At 73.3% G+C, this 20,746-nt stretch carries 17 protein-coding genes; 7 read left to right on the top strand and 10 right to left on the bottom strand.

From position 1 onward, the window contains the following. Positions 1 to 116: 116 nt before the first annotated feature. Positions 117 to 2,729 (bottom strand): CHAT domain-containing protein, encoded by a 2,613-nt coding sequence (locus AC5L3C_RS03010; RefSeq protein ID WP_493646692.1) that lies wholly within the window; start codon positions 2,727 to 2,729, stop codon positions 117 to 119. A 125-nt stretch (positions 2,730 to 2,854) separates the two neighbouring features. On the opposite strand from AC5L3C_RS03010, the gene AC5L3C_RS03005 reads away from it, so the two are divergent. Genes AC5L3C_RS03005 through AC5L3C_RS02995 form a run of 3 tightly spaced genes read left to right on the top strand, consistent with a single transcriptional unit; the run spans position 2,855 to position 5,393 of the window. Next, positions 2,855 to 4,285 (top strand): S8/S53 family peptidase, encoded by a 1,431-nt coding sequence (locus tag AC5L3C_RS03005; protein ID WP_125502295.1) that lies wholly within the window; start codon positions 2,855 to 2,857, stop codon positions 4,283 to 4,285. 59 nt (positions 4,286 to 4,344) lie between these two features. After that, complete coding sequence (locus tag AC5L3C_RS03000) at positions 4,345 to 4,920, top strand: RNA polymerase sigma factor (RefSeq protein ID WP_493646690.1); 576 nt, start codon at positions 4,345 to 4,347, stop codon at positions 4,918 to 4,920. Further along, positions 4,917 to 5,393, top strand: a complete 477-nt coding sequence (locus AC5L3C_RS02995) for a hypothetical protein (protein WP_493646688.1) — start codon at positions 4,917 to 4,919, stop codon at positions 5,391 to 5,393. The genes AC5L3C_RS03000 and AC5L3C_RS02995 overlap by 4 nt, the downstream gene beginning before the upstream one ends. Before the next feature lie 147 nt (positions 5,394 to 5,540). Here AC5L3C_RS02995 and AC5L3C_RS02990 read toward each other — a convergent pair whose 3' ends face one another. The 5 genes from AC5L3C_RS02990 to AC5L3C_RS02970 all read right to left on the bottom strand — a co-directional run bounded on the left by AC5L3C_RS02990 (position 5,541) and on the right by AC5L3C_RS02970 (position 11,867). Continuing rightward, positions 5,541 to 6,335: an N-formylglutamate amidohydrolase gene (locus AC5L3C_RS02990; protein ID WP_493646686.1), complete on the bottom strand. Its 795-nt coding sequence runs from the start codon at positions 6,333 to 6,335 to the stop codon at positions 5,541 to 5,543. Between the two features lie 139 nt (positions 6,336 to 6,474). Continuing rightward, the gene (locus AC5L3C_RS02985; protein ID WP_493646684.1) at positions 6,475 to 8,694 is read right to left on the bottom strand and encodes an NADP-dependent isocitrate dehydrogenase; all 2,220 of its coding nucleotides are present in this window, start codon (positions 8,692 to 8,694) and stop codon (positions 6,475 to 6,477) included. Positions 8,695 to 8,851: 157 nt separating this feature from the next. After that, positions 8,852 to 9,949 (bottom strand): mechanosensitive ion channel family protein, encoded by a 1,098-nt coding sequence (locus tag AC5L3C_RS02980; RefSeq protein WP_493646683.1) that lies wholly within the window; start codon positions 9,947 to 9,949, stop codon positions 8,852 to 8,854. A gap of 169 nt (positions 9,950 to 10,118) precedes the next feature. Next, positions 10,119 to 10,883, bottom strand: coding sequence for a crotonase/enoyl-CoA hydratase family protein (locus AC5L3C_RS02975; RefSeq protein WP_493646682.1), 765 nt, complete (start codon positions 10,881 to 10,883; stop codon positions 10,119 to 10,121). A gap of 84 nt (positions 10,884 to 10,967) precedes the next feature. Continuing rightward, positions 10,968 to 11,867: a lysylphosphatidylglycerol synthase transmembrane domain-containing protein gene (locus AC5L3C_RS02970; RefSeq protein ID WP_493653724.1), complete on the bottom strand. Its 900-nt coding sequence runs from the start codon at positions 11,865 to 11,867 to the stop codon at positions 10,968 to 10,970. 168 nt (positions 11,868 to 12,035) lie between these two features. On the opposite strand from AC5L3C_RS02970, the gene AC5L3C_RS02965 reads away from it, so the two are divergent. Then, complete coding sequence (locus AC5L3C_RS02965) at positions 12,036 to 13,919, top strand: ABC transporter ATP-binding protein (RefSeq protein WP_493646681.1); 1,884 nt, start codon at positions 12,036 to 12,038, stop codon at positions 13,917 to 13,919. Positions 13,920 to 14,495: 576 nt separating this feature from the next. Here AC5L3C_RS02965 and secD read toward each other — a convergent pair. Genes secD through AC5L3C_RS02945 form a run of 4 tightly spaced genes read right to left on the bottom strand, consistent with a single transcriptional unit; the run spans position 14,496 to position 18,906 of the window. Next, on the bottom strand, positions 14,496 to 16,790 hold the full coding sequence (gene secD, locus AC5L3C_RS02960; protein ID WP_493646679.1) for a protein translocase subunit SecD: 2,295 nt from the start codon (positions 16,788 to 16,790) through the stop codon (positions 14,496 to 14,498). A gap of 42 nt (positions 16,791 to 16,832) precedes the next feature. Then, a complete protein-coding gene (locus AC5L3C_RS02955; RefSeq protein ID WP_493646677.1) occupies positions 16,833 to 17,249 on the bottom strand; it encodes a hypothetical protein in 417 nt (138 codons plus the stop codon). After that, positions 17,246 to 17,932 carry a response regulator gene (locus AC5L3C_RS02950; protein WP_493646675.1) on the bottom strand — a complete coding sequence of 229 codons (687 nt, stop codon included), beginning with the start codon at positions 17,930 to 17,932 and terminating at the stop codon, positions 17,246 to 17,248. The genes AC5L3C_RS02955 and AC5L3C_RS02950 overlap by 4 nt, the downstream gene beginning before the upstream one ends. Continuing rightward, positions 17,929 to 18,906, bottom strand: coding sequence for a HAMP domain-containing sensor histidine kinase (locus AC5L3C_RS02945; RefSeq protein WP_125502274.1), 978 nt, complete (start codon positions 18,904 to 18,906; stop codon positions 17,929 to 17,931). Before AC5L3C_RS02945 ends, AC5L3C_RS02950 begins: the two co-directional genes overlap by 4 nt. Before the next feature lie 270 nt (positions 18,907 to 19,176). Between AC5L3C_RS02945 and AC5L3C_RS02940 the strand changes: the two genes are divergently transcribed. From AC5L3C_RS02940 to AC5L3C_RS02930, 3 genes are read left to right on the top strand one after another with little or no spacing between them, the layout of a single operon-like run. Next, positions 19,177 to 19,503, top strand: coding sequence for a TraR/DksA family transcriptional regulator (locus AC5L3C_RS02940; RefSeq protein ID WP_125502272.1), 327 nt, complete (start codon positions 19,177 to 19,179; stop codon positions 19,501 to 19,503). 49 nt (positions 19,504 to 19,552) lie between these two features. Continuing rightward, on the top strand, positions 19,553 to 19,918 hold the full coding sequence (locus AC5L3C_RS02935; protein ID WP_185931123.1) for a TraR/DksA family transcriptional regulator: 366 nt from the start codon (positions 19,553 to 19,555) through the stop codon (positions 19,916 to 19,918). Continuing rightward, positions 19,915 to 20,718, top strand: coding sequence for an acetate and sugar kinases/Hsc70/actin family protein (locus tag AC5L3C_RS02930; protein WP_164555554.1), 804 nt, complete (start codon positions 19,915 to 19,917; stop codon positions 20,716 to 20,718). Before AC5L3C_RS02935 ends, AC5L3C_RS02930 begins: the two co-directional genes overlap by 4 nt. Positions 20,719 to 20,746 lie beyond the last annotated feature (28 nt).

Here is a 20,746-nt window from a genome sequence, read left to right as displayed (position 1 = left end):
CGCGCCCACGCGGCGGCGCCGCACAGCGACACGGCCCCGCGCCCTGAGGGGTGCACCGGACCCACGTACCAGGAGGGCGGGAAAACCACGATGCACCGCAGCCGCCGGCATCAGGGTCACGCCGCCCCGAACGCCGTGAACGCCCAGCCCGTGGCCCGGTGCACCGCGTCCTGCGGGAGGGCCGCGCGGGCGTCGCGCAGCGCCTCCGCCAGGCACAGGCCCTTGTCGAGCGCCGCGTGCAGCGCCAGCATCAGCGGGACGACCGCCGCGTCGTTCACCGGTGCGCTGCACGCCACCACCCCCGCCGTGCCCAGCGGCAGCAACGCCGTGACCAGGCCGAGGAGTTCGTCGGCCCCGACCGTGGCGAACCGCGCGGTGTCGCAGCACGACAGGATGATCCGGTACGGGCTGCGGTCCAGCCGCTCGAAGTCGTGCACGATCAAGGGGCCGTCGGCCATCCGCAGCGAGGAGAACAACGGGCCGTCCGCGCGGAACACGCCGTGCGCCGCGATGTGCGCCAGCGCCGCCCCGTCCAGCTCGCCCAGCACCCGCGGCACCGTCGCGTCCGCGTACTCCAGAACCGTCGCACCGCCGTAGCGGCCGGCCAGCTCGGACACCTCCGCGCCGCCCGTCGCCAGCCCTGGGCCGCGCACCAGCACCTGACGGCCCCGGCGCGGCGGCGCCGTGTCCTTCGCACGCAGCCAGCTGCTCGCCGAGGGCGACACCGTCGCCACCTTCTCCCGCAGCGACGGCAGCAGCGCCCACGGCACCCGGTGCAGCCGTCCCGGTGGCACGATCACCACCGGCCCGTCCCCGAGGTGCGCCGCGGCGGGACCGAGCAGCAGCTCCTCCAGCCGGCGGCCCGCCGCCTCCACCACCGGCAGCCGGCACTCCGCCCCCGGATGGGCCAGCCGCCGCAGCCCTGCCTGCACGTGCTCCGCCTCGGTCTCCGCCGCCGTCAGCGGCCCCGCCTCGAACCGCCGCACCCGGCCCTGCCCGCACAACAGCACCTGGACGCGCCCGTCGAGCACGGCGAGTTCCACCAGCTGGGCGTCACCGCTGTCGCGCAGCCGCGCGAGGAGCCGGCCCACGTCGAAACGGTCACCGCCGTCGGCGGCCGCACCGCGCATGTGCAGCGTCCGCGAGCGGATCTCCCGTTCCAGGCGCCGCTGTTCGCGCTCCAGGGCCGGCACGGGCTTGCCCTCCATCCGGGCCTCCTCCGCGCGGGCGGCGATCTCCCGGTAGGCGGTCATGCCGCTGAGCAGTGCCGGGTCGGCCGGCGGCCGGGTGGGCGGTGCGGACAGCGCGGTGGCCCGCCAGCGTTCGCTCCACACCAGCAGCCGCCGCGGCCCGCCCGAGACCAGACTGGCCCGCTGCGCGAGGGCGGCCAGCTCCGCGCCCTGGGCGGTGGCGCGGGCCCGCAGCTCCGAGGCTCCGAGCGTCATCCGGTGGTCGTCCAGCACGTCCAGGCCGCGCCGGCAGGCCTCCAGCACACCCCGCGCGGAACCGGCGGCCTGCGCGCGCAGCGCCTGCGCCGCCCAGCCCGTCATCCGCGCGAGCGGCGGCCCGACCCGTCTGCTGCGCGCCGCGACCGCCAGATGCGCCTCCGCGTCCGCCGTCCAGCCGAGATCGAGCGCGATCCGGCCCGCCAGCAACGACGCCTCGGGAGCGGCCGGAGCGCCGAGCGCCGCCAGCTTCTCCGCCACCGCCGACGCGTCCGCGACCAGCCGGCCCGACCCGCGCCCGGCCGCGTGCCGGGCCTCGGTCAGCACCAGCCGCGCGTGCGTCTCCCACCAGGTGCGCCGCTGCCCCGCGAACAGCCGCACCGCGAGCGCCGCCCGCGCGATGGCCGTCTGCGGTTCGCCGGCCACCCGCGCCGCCCGCGCGGCGGCCAGCAGCAGCTCCGCCTTGCGCGTCGACTGCCCGCCGATGCCGTCCAGCGCCCTGATCGCCGTGTCCGCCTCGGCGAGCGCCTCCGCGGGCAGACCCGCCGCCATCAGCACCTCGCAGCGCCGGATGCTGAGCATGAACGTCGGCGTGCCCAGCTTGGCGTACCGCACCTCCGCCTCGTCGAGCAGCCGCAGCGCCGCCGGGATGTCGCCCGCGCGGAACGCGGCCAGCCCCCGGCTCTCCACGGCGTCCGCCTTGTCGTGCTCCTGGCCGGTGGTGTCCCACAGCGCCTCCGCGGCCGTGAAGTCGGCGTCCGCCCGCTCCACGGCGCCCAGCGCCAGATGCACCGTCGCCCGCAGCGTCAGCGCACGCGCCGTCCAGATCACGTCGTCGGCCTGCCGCAGGACCGGGATCGCCCGCCGTACGTCCTCCAGCGCCTCCTTGTGATGGCCGAGGACCCACCACGAGTACGCCCGGCGGTACAGCACTCGCGCGCGTGTGTGCCCCGTTCCGCGCTCGACGCCCCGCCGCAGGGCGTCCATGCCCTGCCGGGTGCGCCCGGCGTGCACCAGTGCGACGCCGAGCGTGGCCAGGACGTCCGCCTCCCGCTCGGCCGAGTCCGCGCGCGCCGCCCAGTCCCTGGCCCGCCGCAGATGGCGCAGGGCGAGCCGCATGTCGCCGAAGTCCCGCTGCCAGATGCCGAGCACCTGATGGGCGACGGAGGCGTGCAGCGGCGCGGGGCGGTCGTCCAGGACCTCTTCTGCCCTCGCCCGGGCCTCACCCGGGTCGGCGAACACCATCGGCAGCAGTTCCAGCACCGTGTCGCATCCCGCTGTCACCCCACGATGGTAGTGGTCTCAACAGCACCCCACAGGCCGGTCGTTGTATCAAACGGCCGTCTTGTGGCTCTGCATCACGACAGCTCGGCGGCCCCGGCCGCCACCGTCCGAGTGGAGGGCATGCCATGGCACCACAGCGATTCCGTGAGCAGTTCGCACAGATCCAGCGCTCCATGCCCGACGTCCCCCTGGCGATCGGGCCGGACGACGCGGGCGAGTTCCTCTACGAGAAGGGTGTCGTCCTCGCCCGCGACGGGGAGGAGGCCCGCGTCGTCGAGGACACCGTGCGCTCGCACTTCACCACCTTCTCCGGAGTCACCCCGGACCAGGTGCGCCGCGCGAGCCCCGAGACCAACCGCTCCGGCATCACCCGCATCCAGGTCGCCGACCCGGGCCAGGGCGACGGCAGCGGCGACCCGGCGGTCGCCGGCGCCCTGCGCGCGCTCTCGGCGACCGAGGGCCGCGCCGGACGCCGGCTGATCAGCCGCAACCACGTGGTGTCCATCGCCGTCAACGCCTGCCCCGGCGACGAACCCGTGCCCGTCGCGCGCGGCGGCCGGCCCAACCCGGCCGCCGCCGAGACCGCGCACGACCCGGACACCGCCGTCGACGTCCTCGTCATCGACACCGGCCTCACGCACGACCACGGCTCCTACCCGCTGCTCGCCCACACCCACGGCGACACCGAGGCCGCCGAGTGCGACGAGGACGGGGTCCTCCAGCAGTACTGCGGCCACGGCACGTTCATCGCCGGACTCGTCGCCGCCGTCGCCCCCAACACCGACATCACCGTGCGGGGCACACTCAACAACGCCGGCGCGATCCTGGAGTCCGAGTTCGGCGAGAAGCTCTTCGAGGCGGTCGACCGGGACGGCTGGCCCGACGTCCTCAGCCTCTCCGCCGGCACGTCCAACGGCCGGACCGACGGCCTCCTCGGCATCGACGCCTTCATGCGGGAACTGCGCGAGCAGCGCACCCTCCTGGTCGCCGCCGCCGGCAACAACGGCAGCGCCACCCCCTTCTGGCCCGCCGCCTACGCCGGCCTGCCCGGCTACGAGAACGCGGTGCTGTCCGTCGGCGCCCTGCGCACGGACGGCGAGTTCGGCGCCTGCTTCAGCAACCACGGCGGCTGGGTGAAGGCCTACGCGCCGGGCGAGCGCCTCGTCAGCGCCCTCACCGGCTTCGACAGCCCCGTGCCGTACGTGTACCAGCACTCCACCTACGACGCCTGCCGCTACGGCTTCGGCTACGCCTGCACCTGCCGTCACCCGCGTCACACCGGGGTACTGAGCGAGGAGGGCGGCTCCGGCAAGCCGGACCAGGTGATGTTCGAAGGGCTCGCCCAGTGGAGCGGTACCTCGTTCGCCACCCCCGTCGCCGTCGGCATGATCGCCGCCCACATGAGCGGGCAGGCGGAGACCGACCCGCGCAAGGCCCGCCGTCAGCTGCTGGACGCCAACGCGGACTTCGCCGAAGTGCGCGGGGCGCACGTTCCCGCGCTGCTGCCGCCCACCTGGCGCCCGCTGCCCGTCTCACCACCGTCCGCGCGGGCATGAGGACCGGAGTCCCTCCTTCCACGGCGTACCATGACGTGCCGTACACGAGGGGTGGGACCGTGGAGCGTAGTGAAGTCGGCGCGTTGGTCCGGTCCGCTGTCGACGGCGACGCGGCGGCCTGGAAGGCGATCGTGGAAGGTCTGGGCCCCCTGGTGTGGTCCGTGGTGCGCGCGCACCGGCTCTCCGACGCCGACGCGCACGAGGTCTACCAGACCGTCTGGTTCCGTTTCGCCCAGCATCTGGGGCGGATCAGGGAACCGGAGAAGGCGGGCTCCTGGCTGGCCAGCACGGCGCGGCACGAGTGCCTGAAGGTGCACCGCAACGCGCGCCGGCTGATGCTGACCGACGACCCGCAACTGCTCGACCGCGTCAGCGAGGACGACACGCCCGAGCAGTCGCTGCTGGATTCGGAGGCGGCGCGTGAGCAGAGCGAACGCGTGCGGCGGCTGTGGCAGGAGTTCGAGGAACTGGGCGAACGGTGCAGGCAGTTGCTGCGTGTGCTCATCGCCTCGCCGCCGCCCAGTTATCAGGAGGTGTCCGCCGCGCTCGACATCGCGGTGGGCAGCATCGGACCGCTGCGCCAGCGCTGTCTGCGCCGGCTGCGGGCCCGGCTCGAGGCACGGGGGGCCATATGAGGGACACGAACGGTGTGAACGGCGACGGGTTCGACGAGCGGGTCGACGGGGCGCCGTTGGAGGAAGAGCTCCGGCGGGCGGCGGCCGTGCTGGATCCGTTGCCTCCGGCGCTGCTGCAGGTCGCGATCGACGCGTACGCGTTGCACGACCTCGAGGCCCGGGTGGCCGAGTTGACCTTCGACTCGCTGGTCGACGCCATTCCGGTGCGGGGGGCCACGGACCCGCCGCGCATGCTGACGTTCAGCGCGGGGGAGGTGATGCTGGACGTCGAGGTGACGTCGGGGGGCTTGATGGGGCAGGTGTTGCCGCCTCAGCCGGCCCGGATCGAGGTGCTCGGGGGGCCGGGCGGTGCGGTGCCGCTGGCCGCGGACGAGATGGGGCGGTTCCGTGCGGATACGGCGCCGTCCGGACCGTTTGCCTTGCGGCTGCGTACGGGGGAGGACGTGGTGGTGACGGAGTGGTTGCGGGCGTGAGCCTGCCGGGTGGGTGGGCGAGGGGGGAGTTTCGCCCCCGCCGCCCCTTCCCGTCCCGACCCCGGGGGCTCTGCCCCCGGACCCCCGCTCCTCAAACGCCGGAGGGGCTGGGTGGGCCGGAGAGGCTGGGTGGGCCGGAGGGGCTCGTTATGCCGCGTCGGTCAGGGAGGCCAGGGACTCGGCGAGAGCCTGCAGGCCCGGGCCTGCGGGGCCGCCCGGCTCCGTCATGTAGGTGTCGCGGCGGATCTCCACCATCAGCGCGGACACCTCCGCCCGCTTCCCGTAGTACTCCAGCGGTACGTACGTCCCGGCGAACGGGCTGTCCAGGCCCGTCTCCCCGCAGCGCGCGAACGCCTCGCGGGCCGCGGTGAGCAGTGCGGGCGGGGTGTGGAAGGAGTCGGTGCCCAGGCACACCTCCGGGCGGGGCCCGTCGCCGTGCAGTTCGTAGGGCAGCGGCGCGCTCGGGTAGGAGTGCACGTCGATGATCACGGCCCGCCCGGTCGCCGCGAGCCGGTCCGCGACCGCCTCCGTCATCGCCCGGGCGTACGGCCGGAAGTACCGTTCGATCAGCGGCTCGGCGTCGAATCCGCCGGGCCGCAGCACCTCCTTGTGCGTGGTCCGGGTGTAGACCGCCCCCATCCCGGCGGCCAGCATCTCCTCCCGCTCGTCCGGAAACCGCTCGGGGTCGACGACCAGCCGCGACAGCCGGTTCACGAAAAGCCACGGCGTGACAGCGGACGCCCGGGCCGCTGCACCGGCGAGCGACGCGGTGTGCGCGTCGGTGATGTGGTCCAGCTCCCGCTCCAGCCCGGCGTCGTCCAGCACGATCCCGGACCGGACCGCCGCCGGTATCTCCCGCGCGGAATGCGGCACATGGAGGATCACAGGGGAGTCCGGGGCGCCGGGGAGGTACTCGAAGGACGGTGGTGCGTCGGTCGTCATGCGGTTGCTCCTGGGGCTCGGTCGGTGGTGCGCGCAAGGATCACGGTGGCACGGACCACTGACAACGCCGGACACGGGACCGCCCCGGCCGGGCGTGATGCCGGCCGGGGCGGGTCGCTGATCGTTCGCGGTGCTCGCGTCAGCTCAGGGACGCCAGCGCCTCGTTCCACGTGGCGGACGGACGCATGACCGCGGCCGCCTTGGCCGGGTCGGGCTGGTAGTAGGCGCCGATGTCGGCCGGCTTGCCCTGGACGGCGATCAGCTCCTCGACGATCTTCGCCTCGTTGGCGGCGAGCGTCTCGGCGAGCGGCGCGAAGGCCTTCGCCAGGTCCGCGTCCTCGGTCTGCGTGGCCAGCTCCTGCGCCCAGTACAGGGACAGGTAGAAGTGGCTGCCGCGGTTGTCGATGCCGCCGACACGACGGGTCGGGGACTTGTCCTCGTTGAGGAACGTCGCCGTGGCGCGGTCCAGGGCCCCGGCGAGGACCTTGGCCCGGCCGTTGCCCGTGACCTCGGCGTACTGCTCGAACGACGGCACCAGCGCGAAGAACTCACCGAGCGAGTCCCAGCGCAGGTAGTTCTCCTTGATCAGCTGCTGCACGTGCTTGGGCGCCGAGCCGCCGGCGCCGGTCTCGAAGAGGCCGCCGCCCGCCATCAACGGGACCACCGACAGCATCTTGGCGCTGGTGCCCAGCTCCAGGATCGGGAACAGGTCGGTGAGGTAGTCGCGCAGCACGTTGCCGGTGACCGAGATGGTGTTCTCGCCGCGGCGGATGCGCTCCACCGACAGCTTGGTCGCCTCGACCGGGTTGAGGATCCGGATGTCCAGGCCCTCGGTGTCGTGCTCCGTCAGGTACTGCTCGACCTTGGCGATCAGGTTGGCGTCGTGCGCGCGGGTCTCGTCCAGCCAGAACACCGCCGGGTCGCCGGTGGCGCGGGCGCGGGTGACGGCCAGCTTGACCCAGTCGCGGATCGGCGCGTCCTTGGTCTGGCAGGCGCGGAAGATATCACCGGCGGAGACGGCCTGCTCGATGACGGCGTCGCCGTTGCCGTCGACCAGGCGGACGGTGCCGGTGACGGGGATCTCGAAGGTCTTGTCGTGGCTGCCGTACTCCTCGGCCTTCTGCGCCATCAGACCGACGTTCGGGACCGAGCCCATGGTGGACGGGTCGTAGGCGCCGTTGGCCCGGCAGTCGTCGATCACGGCCTGGTAGACACCCGCGTAGGAGGAGTCCGGCAGCACCGCGAGGGTGTCGGCCTCCTGGCCGTCCGGGCCCCACATGTGGCCGGAGGTGCGGATCATGGCCGGCATGGAGGCGTCCACGATGACGTCCGAGGGGACGTGCAGGTTGGTGATGCCCTTGTCGGAGTCGACCATCGCCAGGTCCGGGCCCTCGGCGAGCTCGGCGTCGAAGGACGCCTTGATCTCGGCGCCCTCGGGCAGGTTCTCCAGGCCCTTGTAGATGCCGCCGAGGCCGTCGTTCGGGGTGAGGCCGGCCGCGGCGAGCTTGTCACCGTACTTGGCGAACGTCTTCGGGAAGAAGGCGCGCACCACGTGGCCGAAGATGATCGGGTCGGAGACCTTCATCATCGTGGCCTTCAGGTGCACGGAGAACAGCACGCCCTCCTGCTTGGCGCGGGAGACCTGCTCGGTCAGGAACTCGCGCAGCGCGGCGACCCGCATCACGGAGGCGTCGACGACCTCGCCCTTCAGCACGGGCACGGACTCCCGCAGCACGGTGGTGGAGCCGTCGTCGCCCTTGAGCTCGATGCGCAGCGCGCCGTCCTCGGCGATGACGACCGACTTCTCGGTGGAGCGGAAGTCGTCGGTGTCCATGGTGGCGACGTTGGTATTGGACTCGGAGGTCCAGGCGCCCATGCGGTGCGGGTGGGTCTTGGCGTAGTTCTTCACGGAGGCGGGGGCGCGGCGGTCGGAGTTGCCCTCGCGCAGGACCGGGTTCACGGCGGAGCCCTTGACCTTGTCGTAGCGGGCCTGGATCTCCCGCTCCTCGTCGGTCTTCGGGTCGTCCGGGTAGTCCGGCAGCGCGTAGCCCTGGGCCTGCAGCTCGGCGATGGCGGCCTTGAGCTGCGGAATCGACGCCGAGATGTTCGGCAGCTTGACGATGTTGGCCGCGGGCGTCTTCGCCAGCCGGCCGAGCTCGGCCAGGGCGTCCGGGATGCGCTGGTCCTCGGTGAGGTACTCCGGGAACACGGCGATGATGCGCCCGGCCAGCGAGATGTCGCGCGTCTCCACGGCGACACCCGCCTGCGAGGCGTACGCCTGGACCACCGGCAGGAAGGAATACGTCGCCAGGGCCGGGGCCTCGTCAGTGTGCGTATAGATGATGGTCGAGTCAGTCACCGGGTGCTCCGCTCCACGTCTGCAACATTGCTCGACATCAAGATATCTTGTGACGGGCCCCGGCTCGACAGGGGTCCACGCCGAGTCCCGGGCGACCGTCCGTCCGTCGGTCACCCGGGCCGGGGACGTGTGCGTCCCGGCCCGGGACCTCCCGGCCTCAGACCGGCCGGGCCGTGGTCATGTCGTCCGGCGCGGACTCCAGGTCCCGCTGGGACGGGATCAGCGTCGTGCCCTGCTGGAGCGCCACCGTCCGCGCGGGCGACGGAATGCGGATGCCCTCCTCGCGGTAGCGGCGGTGCAGGCGCTTGATGAACTCGTGCTTGATCCGGTACTGGTCGCTGAACTCACCGACGCCCAGGATCACCGTGAATCCGATGCGGGAGTCCCCGAAGGTGTGGAAGCGCACCGCCGGCTCGTGCTCCGGCACCGCGCCGGTGATCTCCGTCATCACCTCGGCGATCACCTCCTTGGTCACCCGCTCCACCTGCTCCAGATCGCTGTCGTACGACACGCCGGCCTGCACCAGGACCGTCATCTGCTGCTCGGGGCGCATGAAATTGGTCATGTTCGTCTTGGCGAGCTGCCCGTTCGGGATGACCACCAGGTTGTTGGCGAGCGCGCGGACGGTGGTCTGCCGCCAGTTGATGTCCTCGACATACCCCTCCTCCCCGCTGCTCAGCCGGATGTAGTCACCGGGCTGCACGGTCTTGGAGGCGAGGATGTGGATGCCCGCGAACAGGTTGGCGAGCGTGTCCTGGAGCGCCAGCGCCACCGCGAGACCGCCGACGCCGAGGGCGGTGAGCAGCGGGGCGATCGAGATGCCCAGCGTCTGCAGGCCCACCAGGAAACCGATCGCCAGGACCAGGATCCGGGTGATGTTCATGAAGATGGTCGCCGACCCGGCCACGCCGGAACGGGACTGGGTGACCCCCTGCACCAGCCCCGCCATCACCCGGGCCGCCGACACGGTCGCGGCGAAGATGACCATCAGCGTCAGCGTCTGGTTGACGTTGTGCTGCACGGTCCGGGTCAGCGGCAGCGCCGCCGCCGCGGAGGCCGCGCCGCCCGCGATCGCCGCCCACGGCGCGATCATGCGCAGCGCGTCCACGAGGACGTCGTCCCCGCGCCAGGTGGTGCGTGCGGCGTGCCGGCCCAGCCAGCGCAGCAGCAAGCGGAGGAGGAACGCCGCGACGACGCCGGCGGCGAGGGCGATACCGGCGTGCACCAGATCGTCCATGGTGAGTGAGCGGGTCACCGCTCACCTCCCGCGAAACACCCGGATGACGGCCGTATGCCATGTCGTGTCATGTGTCACCTGCTCGAGTTCTGCGGAATCAGGGCGTGCCGCACCCGCACCCTGACCTGCGGTCGGCACGATCGCTCATCCTGCCGTATTGGCGGGGCAGTTCGTACCGCGGCCGGTCTCACAGGTCCGTGAACGAGCCATGCCGTCCGGTCCCCGAGGCGAACCGGGCGGCACCCTCCAGACCCGCCGTCACCACGGCGGCCCCGCCCCTCAGTTCGCCGCGCAGCGCCGCCTCCTCGTCCAGGCCCTCCTGGCCGAGCACCGAGGCACGGTCGGCGCGCAGACAGGCCTGCGGGAACCGGGCGAGGGCGGCGGCCAGTTCCTCCGCCTCGGCGCGGGCCCGCCCCGCCGGCACCACGCGGTTGGCCAGCCCCATGTCCAGGGCTTCCGCGGCCGCCACCGGACGCCCGGTGAGGATCAGGTCCAGCGCCCGGCTGGTGCCGATCAGCCGGGGCAGCCGTACCGTGCCGCCGTCGACCAGCGGCACGCCCCAGCGCCGGCAGTACACCCCGAAGACGGCGTCCTCCTCGGCCACCCGGAGATCGCACCACAGCGCCAGCTCGAGGCCGCCCGCCACGGCGTGCCCGGCGACGGCGGCGATCACCGGCTTGGACAGCCGCATCCGGGTGGGCCCCATCGGCCCGTCCCCGTCCTCGGCGACCCGGTTGCCGCGCTCGGTGCCCAGCGCCTTCAGGTCGGCGCCCGAGCAGAACGTGCCGCCCTCGCCCCACAGCACCGCCACCGCGGCCCCGTCGTCCGCCTCGAACGCGCGGAAGGCATCGGCCAGCGCGGCGGCGGTCGGCCCGTCCACCGCGTTGCGCACCTCGGGCCGGGACAGGACGACCGTGGTGACGGGTCCCCGGCGCTCGGTCCGGACCGGCATGACAGTGCCCCTCTCCGCTGGTCGGACCCGGGACCCTACCCCGGTCTCCGCTGGTCGGACCCGGGACCCTACCCGGACGGACGGTCAGATCACCTTCAGCCGCACCAGCGCGGCCAGCGTCAACGCCCCCGGCAGCAGCGGCACCCACACCGTGACGACCCGGAAGACCAGCACCACCGCCGTGGCCGTGGCGGCCGCCCCGCCCACCGCGACCAGCGCCACGACCAGGGCCGTCTCCACCGAGCCGAGCCCGCCCGGAGTGGGCACCAGCGCCACCGCGACCGTCGCCGCCAGATACGCCACCGCCATGTGGGCGGGCGGCACCGCCAGGCCGAACGCCACGCCCACCAGCACCAGCACGGTCGCCTGAAGCGCGGGGAACGCCAGCGCCCCGCCCCACAGCGCCAGCGCCCGGGAGGGCAGGGCGTGCACCGACCGCGCCTCGCTCAACGCCGTTTCCAGGAACGCACGGACCACCCTGCGCACCGGCCGTACGGCAGCGAGCACACCGGCCGCCGCGGCCACCACCGCGCCGACCGCGACCAGCAGCGGGCCGAGCGCCCCCTCGGGCAGCAGCGAGCCGAACGGCAGCGCGCCCGGGAACGCCACGAGCAGGGCGGCCAGCAGCCCCACCCGGCCGGCGGACTCCGCGAGGAGATACAGCGCCAGGGCGGCCGACGAACGGGCCGGCGACAGCCCGCACACCGTCATGAACCGCAGATTCACCGCGCTCGCGCCCAGGCCCGTGGGCAGCATGTGATTCGCCGCGCCCGCCGCGAACTGCGTGGCCAGCAACCGCCGTCGAGGCAGCCGCTCCACCACCGCACCCTGCCGGGTGAAGGCGGCCGCCACCCAGGTCAGACAGGTGACACCGGCCGCCGCCAGCAGCCAGGGCCACCGGGCGGTCGTCAGCAGGGAGAAGCCCTCGGCCAGCACCGCCCGGTGCCGCACCGCGATCACCGTCACGAGCAGCAGGGGCAGCACACACAGGATCCGGCGGACCGTCCGCGTCACACCCACCGAGCGTGTCCGCCGCGCCCCAACGGCGGGTTGCGCCCGTCCGGACGGCTCCTTACGACCGGGAGGCGGCCCCTGGAGAGGGGCCGCCCCGCGCTTGACCTCAACCATGGTCAAGGTTCTACCTTCGCGTTCATGAGCATGGAGACCACAGCGTGGACACAACTGCGCAGCGTCATGTCCGCCGAGGACGAACACCGCCCCGTGACCCGGGAGACACTGCGACGCATCGCCGCCTTCGCCCGCCCGCACCGCCGCCGGCTCGTCCTGTTCGTGCTGCTCGGCACGGCCACCGCGGCCCTCGCCGTCGCCACCCCCGTGCTCGCCGGACGCGTCGTCAACACCATCGTGGCCGCGGGTGACGAGGCCACCGTCGTCCGCCTCGCCCTGCTCATCGCGCTGATCGCGGTCGTGGAGGCGGCCCTCGGCGTCCTGGGCAGGAGACTGTCCGCCGCCCTCGGTGAGGACCTCATCCTCGATCTGCGCACGGCGGTGTTCGACCATGTCCAACGTATGCCCGTCGCGTTCTTCACACGCACCCGTACGGGAGCGCTCGTCTCCCGTCTCAACAACGACGTCATCGGCGCCCAACGGGCCTTCAGCAACACCCTGTCGACCGTGGTCGGCAACCTGGTCACCCTGCTGCTCACCCTCGCCGTGATGCTCACCCTGTCCTGGCAGATCACCCTGCTCGCCCTGGTGCTGCTGCCGGTCTTCGTGATCCCCGCCCGCCGCATGGGCCGCCGCATGGCCGGCATGCAGCGCGAGGCCGCCGCCCTGAACGCGGCCATGGGCACCCGGATGACCGAGCGGTTCTCCGCGCCCGGCGCCACCCTGGTGAAGCTGTTCGGCCGCCCCGAGGAGGAAGCGGAGGAGTTCGCGGTGCGCGCCCGGAGGGTACGGGACATCGGCGTCCGTACGGCCACGGCGCAGACGGTGTTCATCACCGCGCTCACCCTCGTCTCCGCCCTCGCGCTGGCCCTGGTCTACGGCCTCGGCGGGCGGCTCGCCCTCAGCGGCGTCCTCGACGCCGGCGCGGTCGTCGCCCTCGCGCTGCTGCTCACCCGGCTGTACGCGCCGCTGACCTCGCTGGCCGGGGCGCGGGTCGAGGTGATGAGCGCGCTGGTCAGCTTCGAGCGGGTCTTCGAGGTCCTGGACCTCGAGCCGCTCATCGCGGAGCGGCCGGACGCCCGCGACCTGCCGGAGGGCCCGGTCTCCGTGGAGTTCGACGACGTCCGCTTCGGCTACCCCTCCGCCGACAAGGTCTCTCTGGCCTCCCTGGAGGAGGTCGCCGTGCTCGACTCGCGCGGCGGCGAGGAAATCCTGCACGGCATCTCCTTCCGGGCCGAACCGGGGCAGACCGTCGCCCTCGTCGGCTCCTCCGGCGCCGGCAAGTCGACCATCGCGGGGCTGCTGCCCCGGCTGTACGACGTCGACGCGGGCGCCGTGCGGGTGGGCGGCGTCGACGTGCGCGACCTGACGGCGCGATCGCTGCGGGCCACGCTCGGCATGGTGACCCAGGACGGTCATCTCTTCCACGACACAGTCCGCGCCAATCTGCTGCTGGCCCGGCCGGACGCGAGCGACGCGGAGCTGTGGGACGCGCTGGCGCGGGCCCGGCTCGACGCGCTGGTACGGGCGCTGCCGGACGGGCTGGACACGGTGGTGGGGGAGCGCGGATACCGGCTCTCCGGGGGCGAACGCCAGCGGATGACGATCGCCCGGCTGCTGCTGGCCCGTCAGCGGGTCGTCATCCTCGACGAGGCGACCGCGCATCTGGACAACACGTCCGAGGCGGCTGTCCAGGAGGCGCTGACGGAGGCGCTGGAGGGACGGACGGCGGTGGTGATCGCGCACCGGCTGTCGACGGTGCGGGCGGCGGATCTGATCCTCGTCGTCGAGGCGGGGCGGATCGTGGAGCGCGGTACGCATGCGGAGCTGCTGGCGGCGGGGGGCCGGTACGCGGAGCTCCATCGAACCCAGTTCGCCTCTCGGACCACCGAGCCTGCGACGGCTTAGGGGTCGGTGCGGGCGGCCTGGGGGTGTTAGCGCAGCCCGGCGCCGGCGGGGTGCCGTCGCGCCCACCCGTGCCGCCCCAGCGGCACGACTGCCCGCGGGGGCGGCCCCTCTGGGGGTGCGACTGCCCGCGGGGACGGCCCCGGGGGCGTGGCTATCCGCGGGGGGCCCACGGGTACGACTGCTCGTGTGGCGGGTCCGGGACGTGAGTGCCCGCGGGGGGACGGTCCGGGGCGCGACTGCCCGCGGGGGCGCCCCCCGGGGCGTGGCTATCCGCGGGGGGCCCACGGGTACGACTGCTCGTGTGGCGGGTCCGGGACGTGAGTGCCCGCGGGGGGACGGTCCGGGGCGCGACTGCCCGCGGGGGCGCCCCCCGGGGCGTGGCTACCCGCGGGGGCGCCACGGGTACGACCGCCTGCGGGGACGGCCCCGGCGGCGAGTGCCTGCGGCGACGGCTCCGGGGGGAAGTGCAGTGTCTTTCGGGGACGGCTCCGGGGAAAGCGTGAGTGGCTGTGGGGACGCGGGGGCGGCGCGTGTGGTGCGGCGGCTCCCGGGTGGGGAGCCGCCGAGCGCGCTACGTCATGTGCCCTGGCTGGAGGCCCTGGCCCGAGGTGTGCCTCCGCGGGGGCGGCGTTTGGAGGCGCGGCGGCCCCGGCCGCCCTTGCCGTCGCCGGCGTACTTGTCGAGCACGACGGCGAGAGGCGACGCCGTCAGGACCGACGAGTACGTGCCCACGAGCATGCCGATCAGCAGCGCGAGCGCGAAGTCGGTGAGCGAGTCGCCGCCCAGCAGGGTCAGCGCGGCCAGGATGAAGATCACACCGATACCGGTGTTGACCGTACGCGGCACCGTTTGCAGGACCGCCAGGTTGGTCACCTGGTCCAGCGGCGCCTTGCTGTCCTTGCGCCACAGCTCGCGGATCCGGTCGAACACCACCACCGAGTCGTTCACCGAGTAACCGATCACGGTGAGCAGCGCGGCCAGGAACACCCCGTCGATCGGTTTGCCCAGCCAGGCGAAGATGCCGGTCAGGATCACCACGTCGTGCGCGAGCGCGGCCACCGCGCCCGCACCGAACATCCAGCGGAACCGCACCGCGAGGTACAGCAGCTGGGCGGCGAGCGCCAGCCCGAGCGCGATCAGCGCGTTGCGCCGCAGCTCGTCGCCGAGGCTCGGGCCGATCAGCTCGTCACGGACCTTCTCCGCCCCGCCGCCGACCTCCGCGATGGCGTCGGCCACCTCGGCGGCCTCCTGGTTGGAGAGCTCCTCGGTGCGGACCGTCAGCTGGTTGTCGCCGGAGGACTGCACGACCGCCTGCGGAAAGCCGGCGTCGGCCAGCGCCTCCCGGGCCCGGTCGGGGTCGACGGAGGTGCTGGTGGAGTACTCGATCAGGCGGCCGCCGGTGAACTCCACACCGTAGTTCAGCCCGCGCACCGCGATGCCCGCACCGGTGAGGACGAGCACGACGGCCGACACCGCCAGCCAGCGCAGCGGCCGCCGCATCAGCTGCGGATTGCGCCGGGTGAGGTACGCGCGGACCCGGCCGATCGAGGCCAGTCCCGTCATCCCCGGCCGGCGGTGCACCCAGCGGCGGGCCACGGCGAACTCGGCCAGCACCCGGGTGATCACCAGCGCACTGATCATGGACGCGACGACACCGATAGCCAGCGTGACACCGAAGCCCTTCACCGGCCCCGAGGCCAGCAGGAACAGCAGCAGCGCCGCGATCAGCGTGGTGATGTTGGAGTCCGCGATGGCGCTGAACGCGCCCTTGAAGCCGGCGGTCAGGGCCGAGCGGCTGCTGGGCCGGTTGCGTTTGCCGTACTCCTCCCGGGCCCGTTCGAAGACCAGCACGTTGGCGTCCACCGCCATACCGATGGCCAGGACGAAACCGGCGAGTCCGGGCAGGGTCAGCGTCGCCCCGATGGCCGCCAGAGCGGCGTACGAGATGAGGCCGTAGCAGGCCAGGGCCAGGGTCGCCAGAACGCCCATCAGCCGGTAGACGACGATGATGAAGACCGCGGTCAGCGCGGTGCCGATGACGGCCGCCCAGGCGCTCGCCTCGATGGCCTCGGCGCCCAGCGTCGGGCCGACGGTCCGCTGCTCGACCGTGTCGACCGGCACCGGGAGCGCGCCGCCCTTGATCAGCAGGGCGAGCTCCTTGGCCTCGTCGCTGGTGAAGGAGCCGGTGATCTGCGTGGAGCCGCCGGTGATGCCCGACCCGCAGGCGACGGACGGGTCGACCTGGGGCGAGGAGATGACCTTGTCGTCCAGCACGATCGCGACCCGGCGCTTCGGGTCCCCGGCCGGGTTGCAGGCGGCCTCGCCGGTCAGCCGGGCCCAGCCCTTGGCGTCCTCGAAGTCCACCGTGACGTGCCAGCCCGCGCCGCTCTGCTGGTCGAACCGTGCCTCGGCGTCCTTCACGTCCTGGCCGCTGAGCGAGGCGTCACCGAGCCGGAGGCGTTCGCCGGACTCGTCGGGCAGGATCTGCTCGCCCTTCTGCGGTTCGTCGGTCCCGGAGGCGATGCCGAGCACCGGATGGACGGAGAGCTGCGCGGTACGGCCCAGGACGTCGGCCGCCTGCCGCGGGTCCTGGAGTCCGGGCAGTTCGACGATGATCCGGTTCTCACCGGAGCGGACGATGCTCGGTTCGGCCACGCCGAGCGCGTCGACCCGGCCGCGCAGGACCTCCAGGGTGCGGTCGGTGGCCTCCCCGTCGGCCTCGACGGTCTCGGTGGAGCGGGTCTCCAGAACGATCTGGGTGCCGCCCCGGAGGTCGAGACCCAGACGGACCGGAACGGTGACGGCGATGATCACGGATGCGACGATCACGGCGAGCGCGAACAACGCCCTGAAGCGGGCGGGACGTTTCACAGATGCCTCCAGCAGGCACGCGGAGATGAGGAAGGGGGATTCTCAGGAGCTGGAGAGCGGGGGAGGGGCCCGTCCGAGATCCGACGGCATGTGCGCGGCGGCGGGCTGCGCGTGCCCCGTCACCGGTGCCGGGCGCAGCGGCCGCGGCGGAACGGGCGGCGTGTACGCCGCGGTGAAGAGCACGGGCCCGGCGGACACCGACCGCTCCGCGACGTCCCGCTCCGGCCGGGTGAGCACGGTGCGGGCGCCGACATAGGCGTCGTCGCTGTACGGACGGGTGTCGGAGGAGTACGAGGCGGGCACCGGGGAGGGCGCGGGTGCGGCGGACCGCGCGCCGGGCACGAGTTCGGTGCCGCCGGTGACCCCGAGGGTCAGCAGGACGGCCGCGAAGGCGGCCAGGACCGCCGCGGCACGGCGGAACGGAAGGCGAGCGCGGTGTCCCCGCTGGTCGGTGGTCAAGGTTCGACGAGCCCGGCGCGAATGGCGTAACGGGTCAGCTCGAGGCGGTCCCGCAGGCCCAGCTTGTGCAGCAGGTTCTCCCGGTGCCGCTGCACCGTCTTGACGCTGATGAACAGCAGCTCGGCGATCTCCTTCGACGAGTGCCCCTCGGCGACGAGCTTGAGCACCTCCTCCTCGCGCGGCGTCAGCAGTTGCTCCGGCGCCTCCTCCCCGTGCCGCACCCGGTCGAGGTAGTTGCGGATCAGGGCCGTCACCGCGCCCGGGTACAGGAACGGCTCGTCCCGCATCGCGGCCCGGCAGGCGGCCACCAGATCGCGGTCGGCGACCGACTTCAGCACATAGCCGCCGGCGCCCGCCTTGAGCGCCTGGAACAGGTACTGCTCGTTGTCGTGCATCGTCAGCATCAGGATGCGCAGCCCCGGCTTCAGCGTGGTCAGCTCGCGGGCGGCCTGCAGACCGGTCAGCCGCGGCATGGCGATGTCCAGGACCGCCAGGTCGATGTCGTGGGCCCGGGCCATGGCGATCGCCTCCGCGCCGTCCCCCGCCTCGGCGACCACCTCCAGGTCCGGCTCCCGGTCGAGGATGAGCCGCACTCCGCGCCGCACCAGGGCGTGGTCGTCGGCGAGCAGAATCCGGATCTTCCGCTGCGTCCGGTGGGCGGGCTGGGATTCCTGATGGGTCATGACTGCTTCCTGACGGCGGGCACGGTGAGCCGGATACGCGTTCCGCGTCCTGTCGCGCGGTTCTCGTCCGGGCTCGATATGTCCAGCATGGCCCCGATCAGCAGCGCGCGTTCCCGCATTCCGCGAAGCCCGGCGCCCTCCTGCGCGGCACCGATGCCGCGCCCGTCGTCGCTCACCTCGAGCACGACACCGGAGCCGACCGCGCGCAGGATCACCTCCACGCTCCGCGCCTCCGCGTGCCGGGCGGCGTTGGTCAGGCTCTCCTGCGCCACACGGTAGATCACCAGCTCCGTCTCGTGTCCGAGCTCCGGCAGGTCGGGGTCGAAACGGCGCACCACCCGCAGCCCGGTGTGCGTGGCGAACTCGGTGGTCAGCGACGTCACCGCACTGACCAGGCCGAGGTCGTCCAGGACGCCCGGACGCAGCCGGTGGACCAGCCGGCGCACCTCGTCGAGGCTCTCCCGGGTGATCTCCTGGGCCTGCTGGAGCTCGCCGCGCAGCGGCTCGGACGCCTCGTCCGAGGCCCGCTTCAGGGCCAGCAGCACCGCCGTCATACTCTGCCCGACCTCGTCGTGCAGCTCCTGGGCGATACGGCGGCGTTCGCCCTCCTGGGCGAGGATGGCGCTGGCACTGCTCGCGACGCGTTCCCGCTCCAGCCGCTCCAGCATGGAGTTGAAGGCGCTGACCAGCTCGGCGACCTCGCCCCCGCCCCGCACCGGCAGCCGCTGACCCGGGCGCAGCAGGTCCACCGTGGTCATCAGCCGGGTCACGCGGTCCAGCGGTGCCAGCCCGATGCGCAGCAGGGCGGCGTTGGCGACGAGCATGACGGCGAGCCCGCCCACCAGGATCACCGCCTCGGTGAGCAGAACCGGCACGGACACGGTCACCGGAGCCCACAGCAGCAGCGCGGTGGCGCTGCCCAGCACCACCGCGTTGAGCCCGAAGATCCGCCAGTACAGGGACACGGAGGTCACGCCTTCCTCTTTCTCGTCTGCCTCTACTGTCGGTCACCGTGCCTCGTCGTGCGGCCGCGGCCCCTTGTCCCGGCGGACAGCGGCCAGCGTGCACGGACCGCACGGCGGGTGTCGATGGGCCCCGTACCCCATTTCCCGCGAGCCATCGGACCCATCCCGGACGGGGTGGGTCCTGCGACCCCGAACAGATGGGTACCGCGCCCAATGGGAGCCACGCACGAAACGGGCGAGGGTGGGGACATCACCCGTACGTCTTCGAGGAGGACCCACGTGTCGCTCGACCTGCCCCGCACCGAACCGCGTACCGCTCTCCCGGCCGCGGACGAGGTCCGTCAGCGGCTCGAACACGCCCGCACGACCCGGCTGGCGCAGCTCAAGGCCCTGGACGAAACCGGGCAGAGCCCCGGTGACCACCTGATGTCCAACCAGATCGATGCGATCAAGCGTGTCCTCACGGAGATCGACGAGGCATTCGCCCGGGTCGACGACGGCACCTACGGCACCTGCCTGGGCTGCTCCAAGGCCGTCCCGCCGGAGCGGCTGGAGATCCTCCCGCACACGCGCTACTGCGTCAGCTGCCAGCGCCGCGCGGCCTGAGGCCCGCCCCGACCGTCCTTCTCTCCCGCTCTGCCCGAGGGGTGCAGTGGTGACCCACCAGACCATCGGCGAGCGCGACGGGGTCCTCTCCTCGGAGGACCTCGCGGCGCTGCGCGAGAACCTGCTCGAGCAGCAGCTGTTCCGCCAGGAGCAGCTGCGGCAGTTCGCCTCCACGAGCCGTGCCGACGACCGGCGCGGGCGGGCGGACGCCGCCCGGATCGAGGTCGGCGTGAAGCTCGCCGCCTCCGCACGCATGGTGCTCGCCGATGTCGAGGCGGCGCTCGCCCGGATGGACTCCGGGGAGTACGGCAGCTGCCATCTGTGCCGCCGCCCGGTGGAACGCCACCGCCTGCTGATCGTCCCCCAGGCCCGCTACTGCGGGCGCTGCCAGCAGGTGAGGGAGGCCGGCCGGTGACTGTGATCCGGCGCCCCCGTCCGGCTCCCGTCCGTCACCGGCACTGGCCGCTGTGCCGGCGCTGCTCAGGTATCGCTCTCGACCTGGGCAGCGCCCGCACACGCGCGTGGATCGCCGGCCGGGGCATGGTCCTCGACGTGCCCACCGTGACCTTCCCGGGCACCGGGGCCATCCACCCCATCCAGCGCGGGACCATCGTCGACACCCCCGGCACGGCCCGCATGCTGGACCGGCTTCTCGGCCACCGGATGCCGAGGATCGGCCGGCCGCTGGTCGTCGTCACGGCCCCGGTCCTGGACGGGCTCGCCTTCCGCACCGAGGCGCGCACCGCCGTCGAGATCCTCCGGCCGCGCGCCGTGCTGACCGTCCCGGGCGCGCGGGCGGTGGCGCTGGCCGCGGGCGCCGACCACATCCGGCCGCTGCTCGTCGTGGACATCGGCGCCCACCTCACCGAGGTGGTGCTGCTCGCGGACGGCGCGGTCACCGACGCCCGCCGCGCCGCACTGGGCACCTCCGACCTGACCGACGAGACCGAGCCCGAGCTCATCACCGAGTCGGTGACCGGGATGGTCACGGCGATGCTGCGCCAGGACCGCACCGCGCTGACCCGCACCGCCCTGAGCCGCGGCGTCCTGCTGTCCGGGGGCGGCGCGCTGCGCCCCGGCATCACCCGCGACCTTCCCGACCGCCTCGGCTGCCCGGTCCAGCCGGTGCCGTCCCCGCACACCGCCGCCGTGCGGGGAGCCGCCGGCCTGCTCGCCGCGGCGCACCACCACCCCTCGACCATCGAGACCGTCTGATCCGTCCCGGCTGCCTGCGACCCCGTAC

The sequence above is a fragment of the Streptomyces speibonae genome (assembly GCF_984686075.1).
This window is presented reverse-complemented; position numbering and strand designations above follow the sequence as displayed.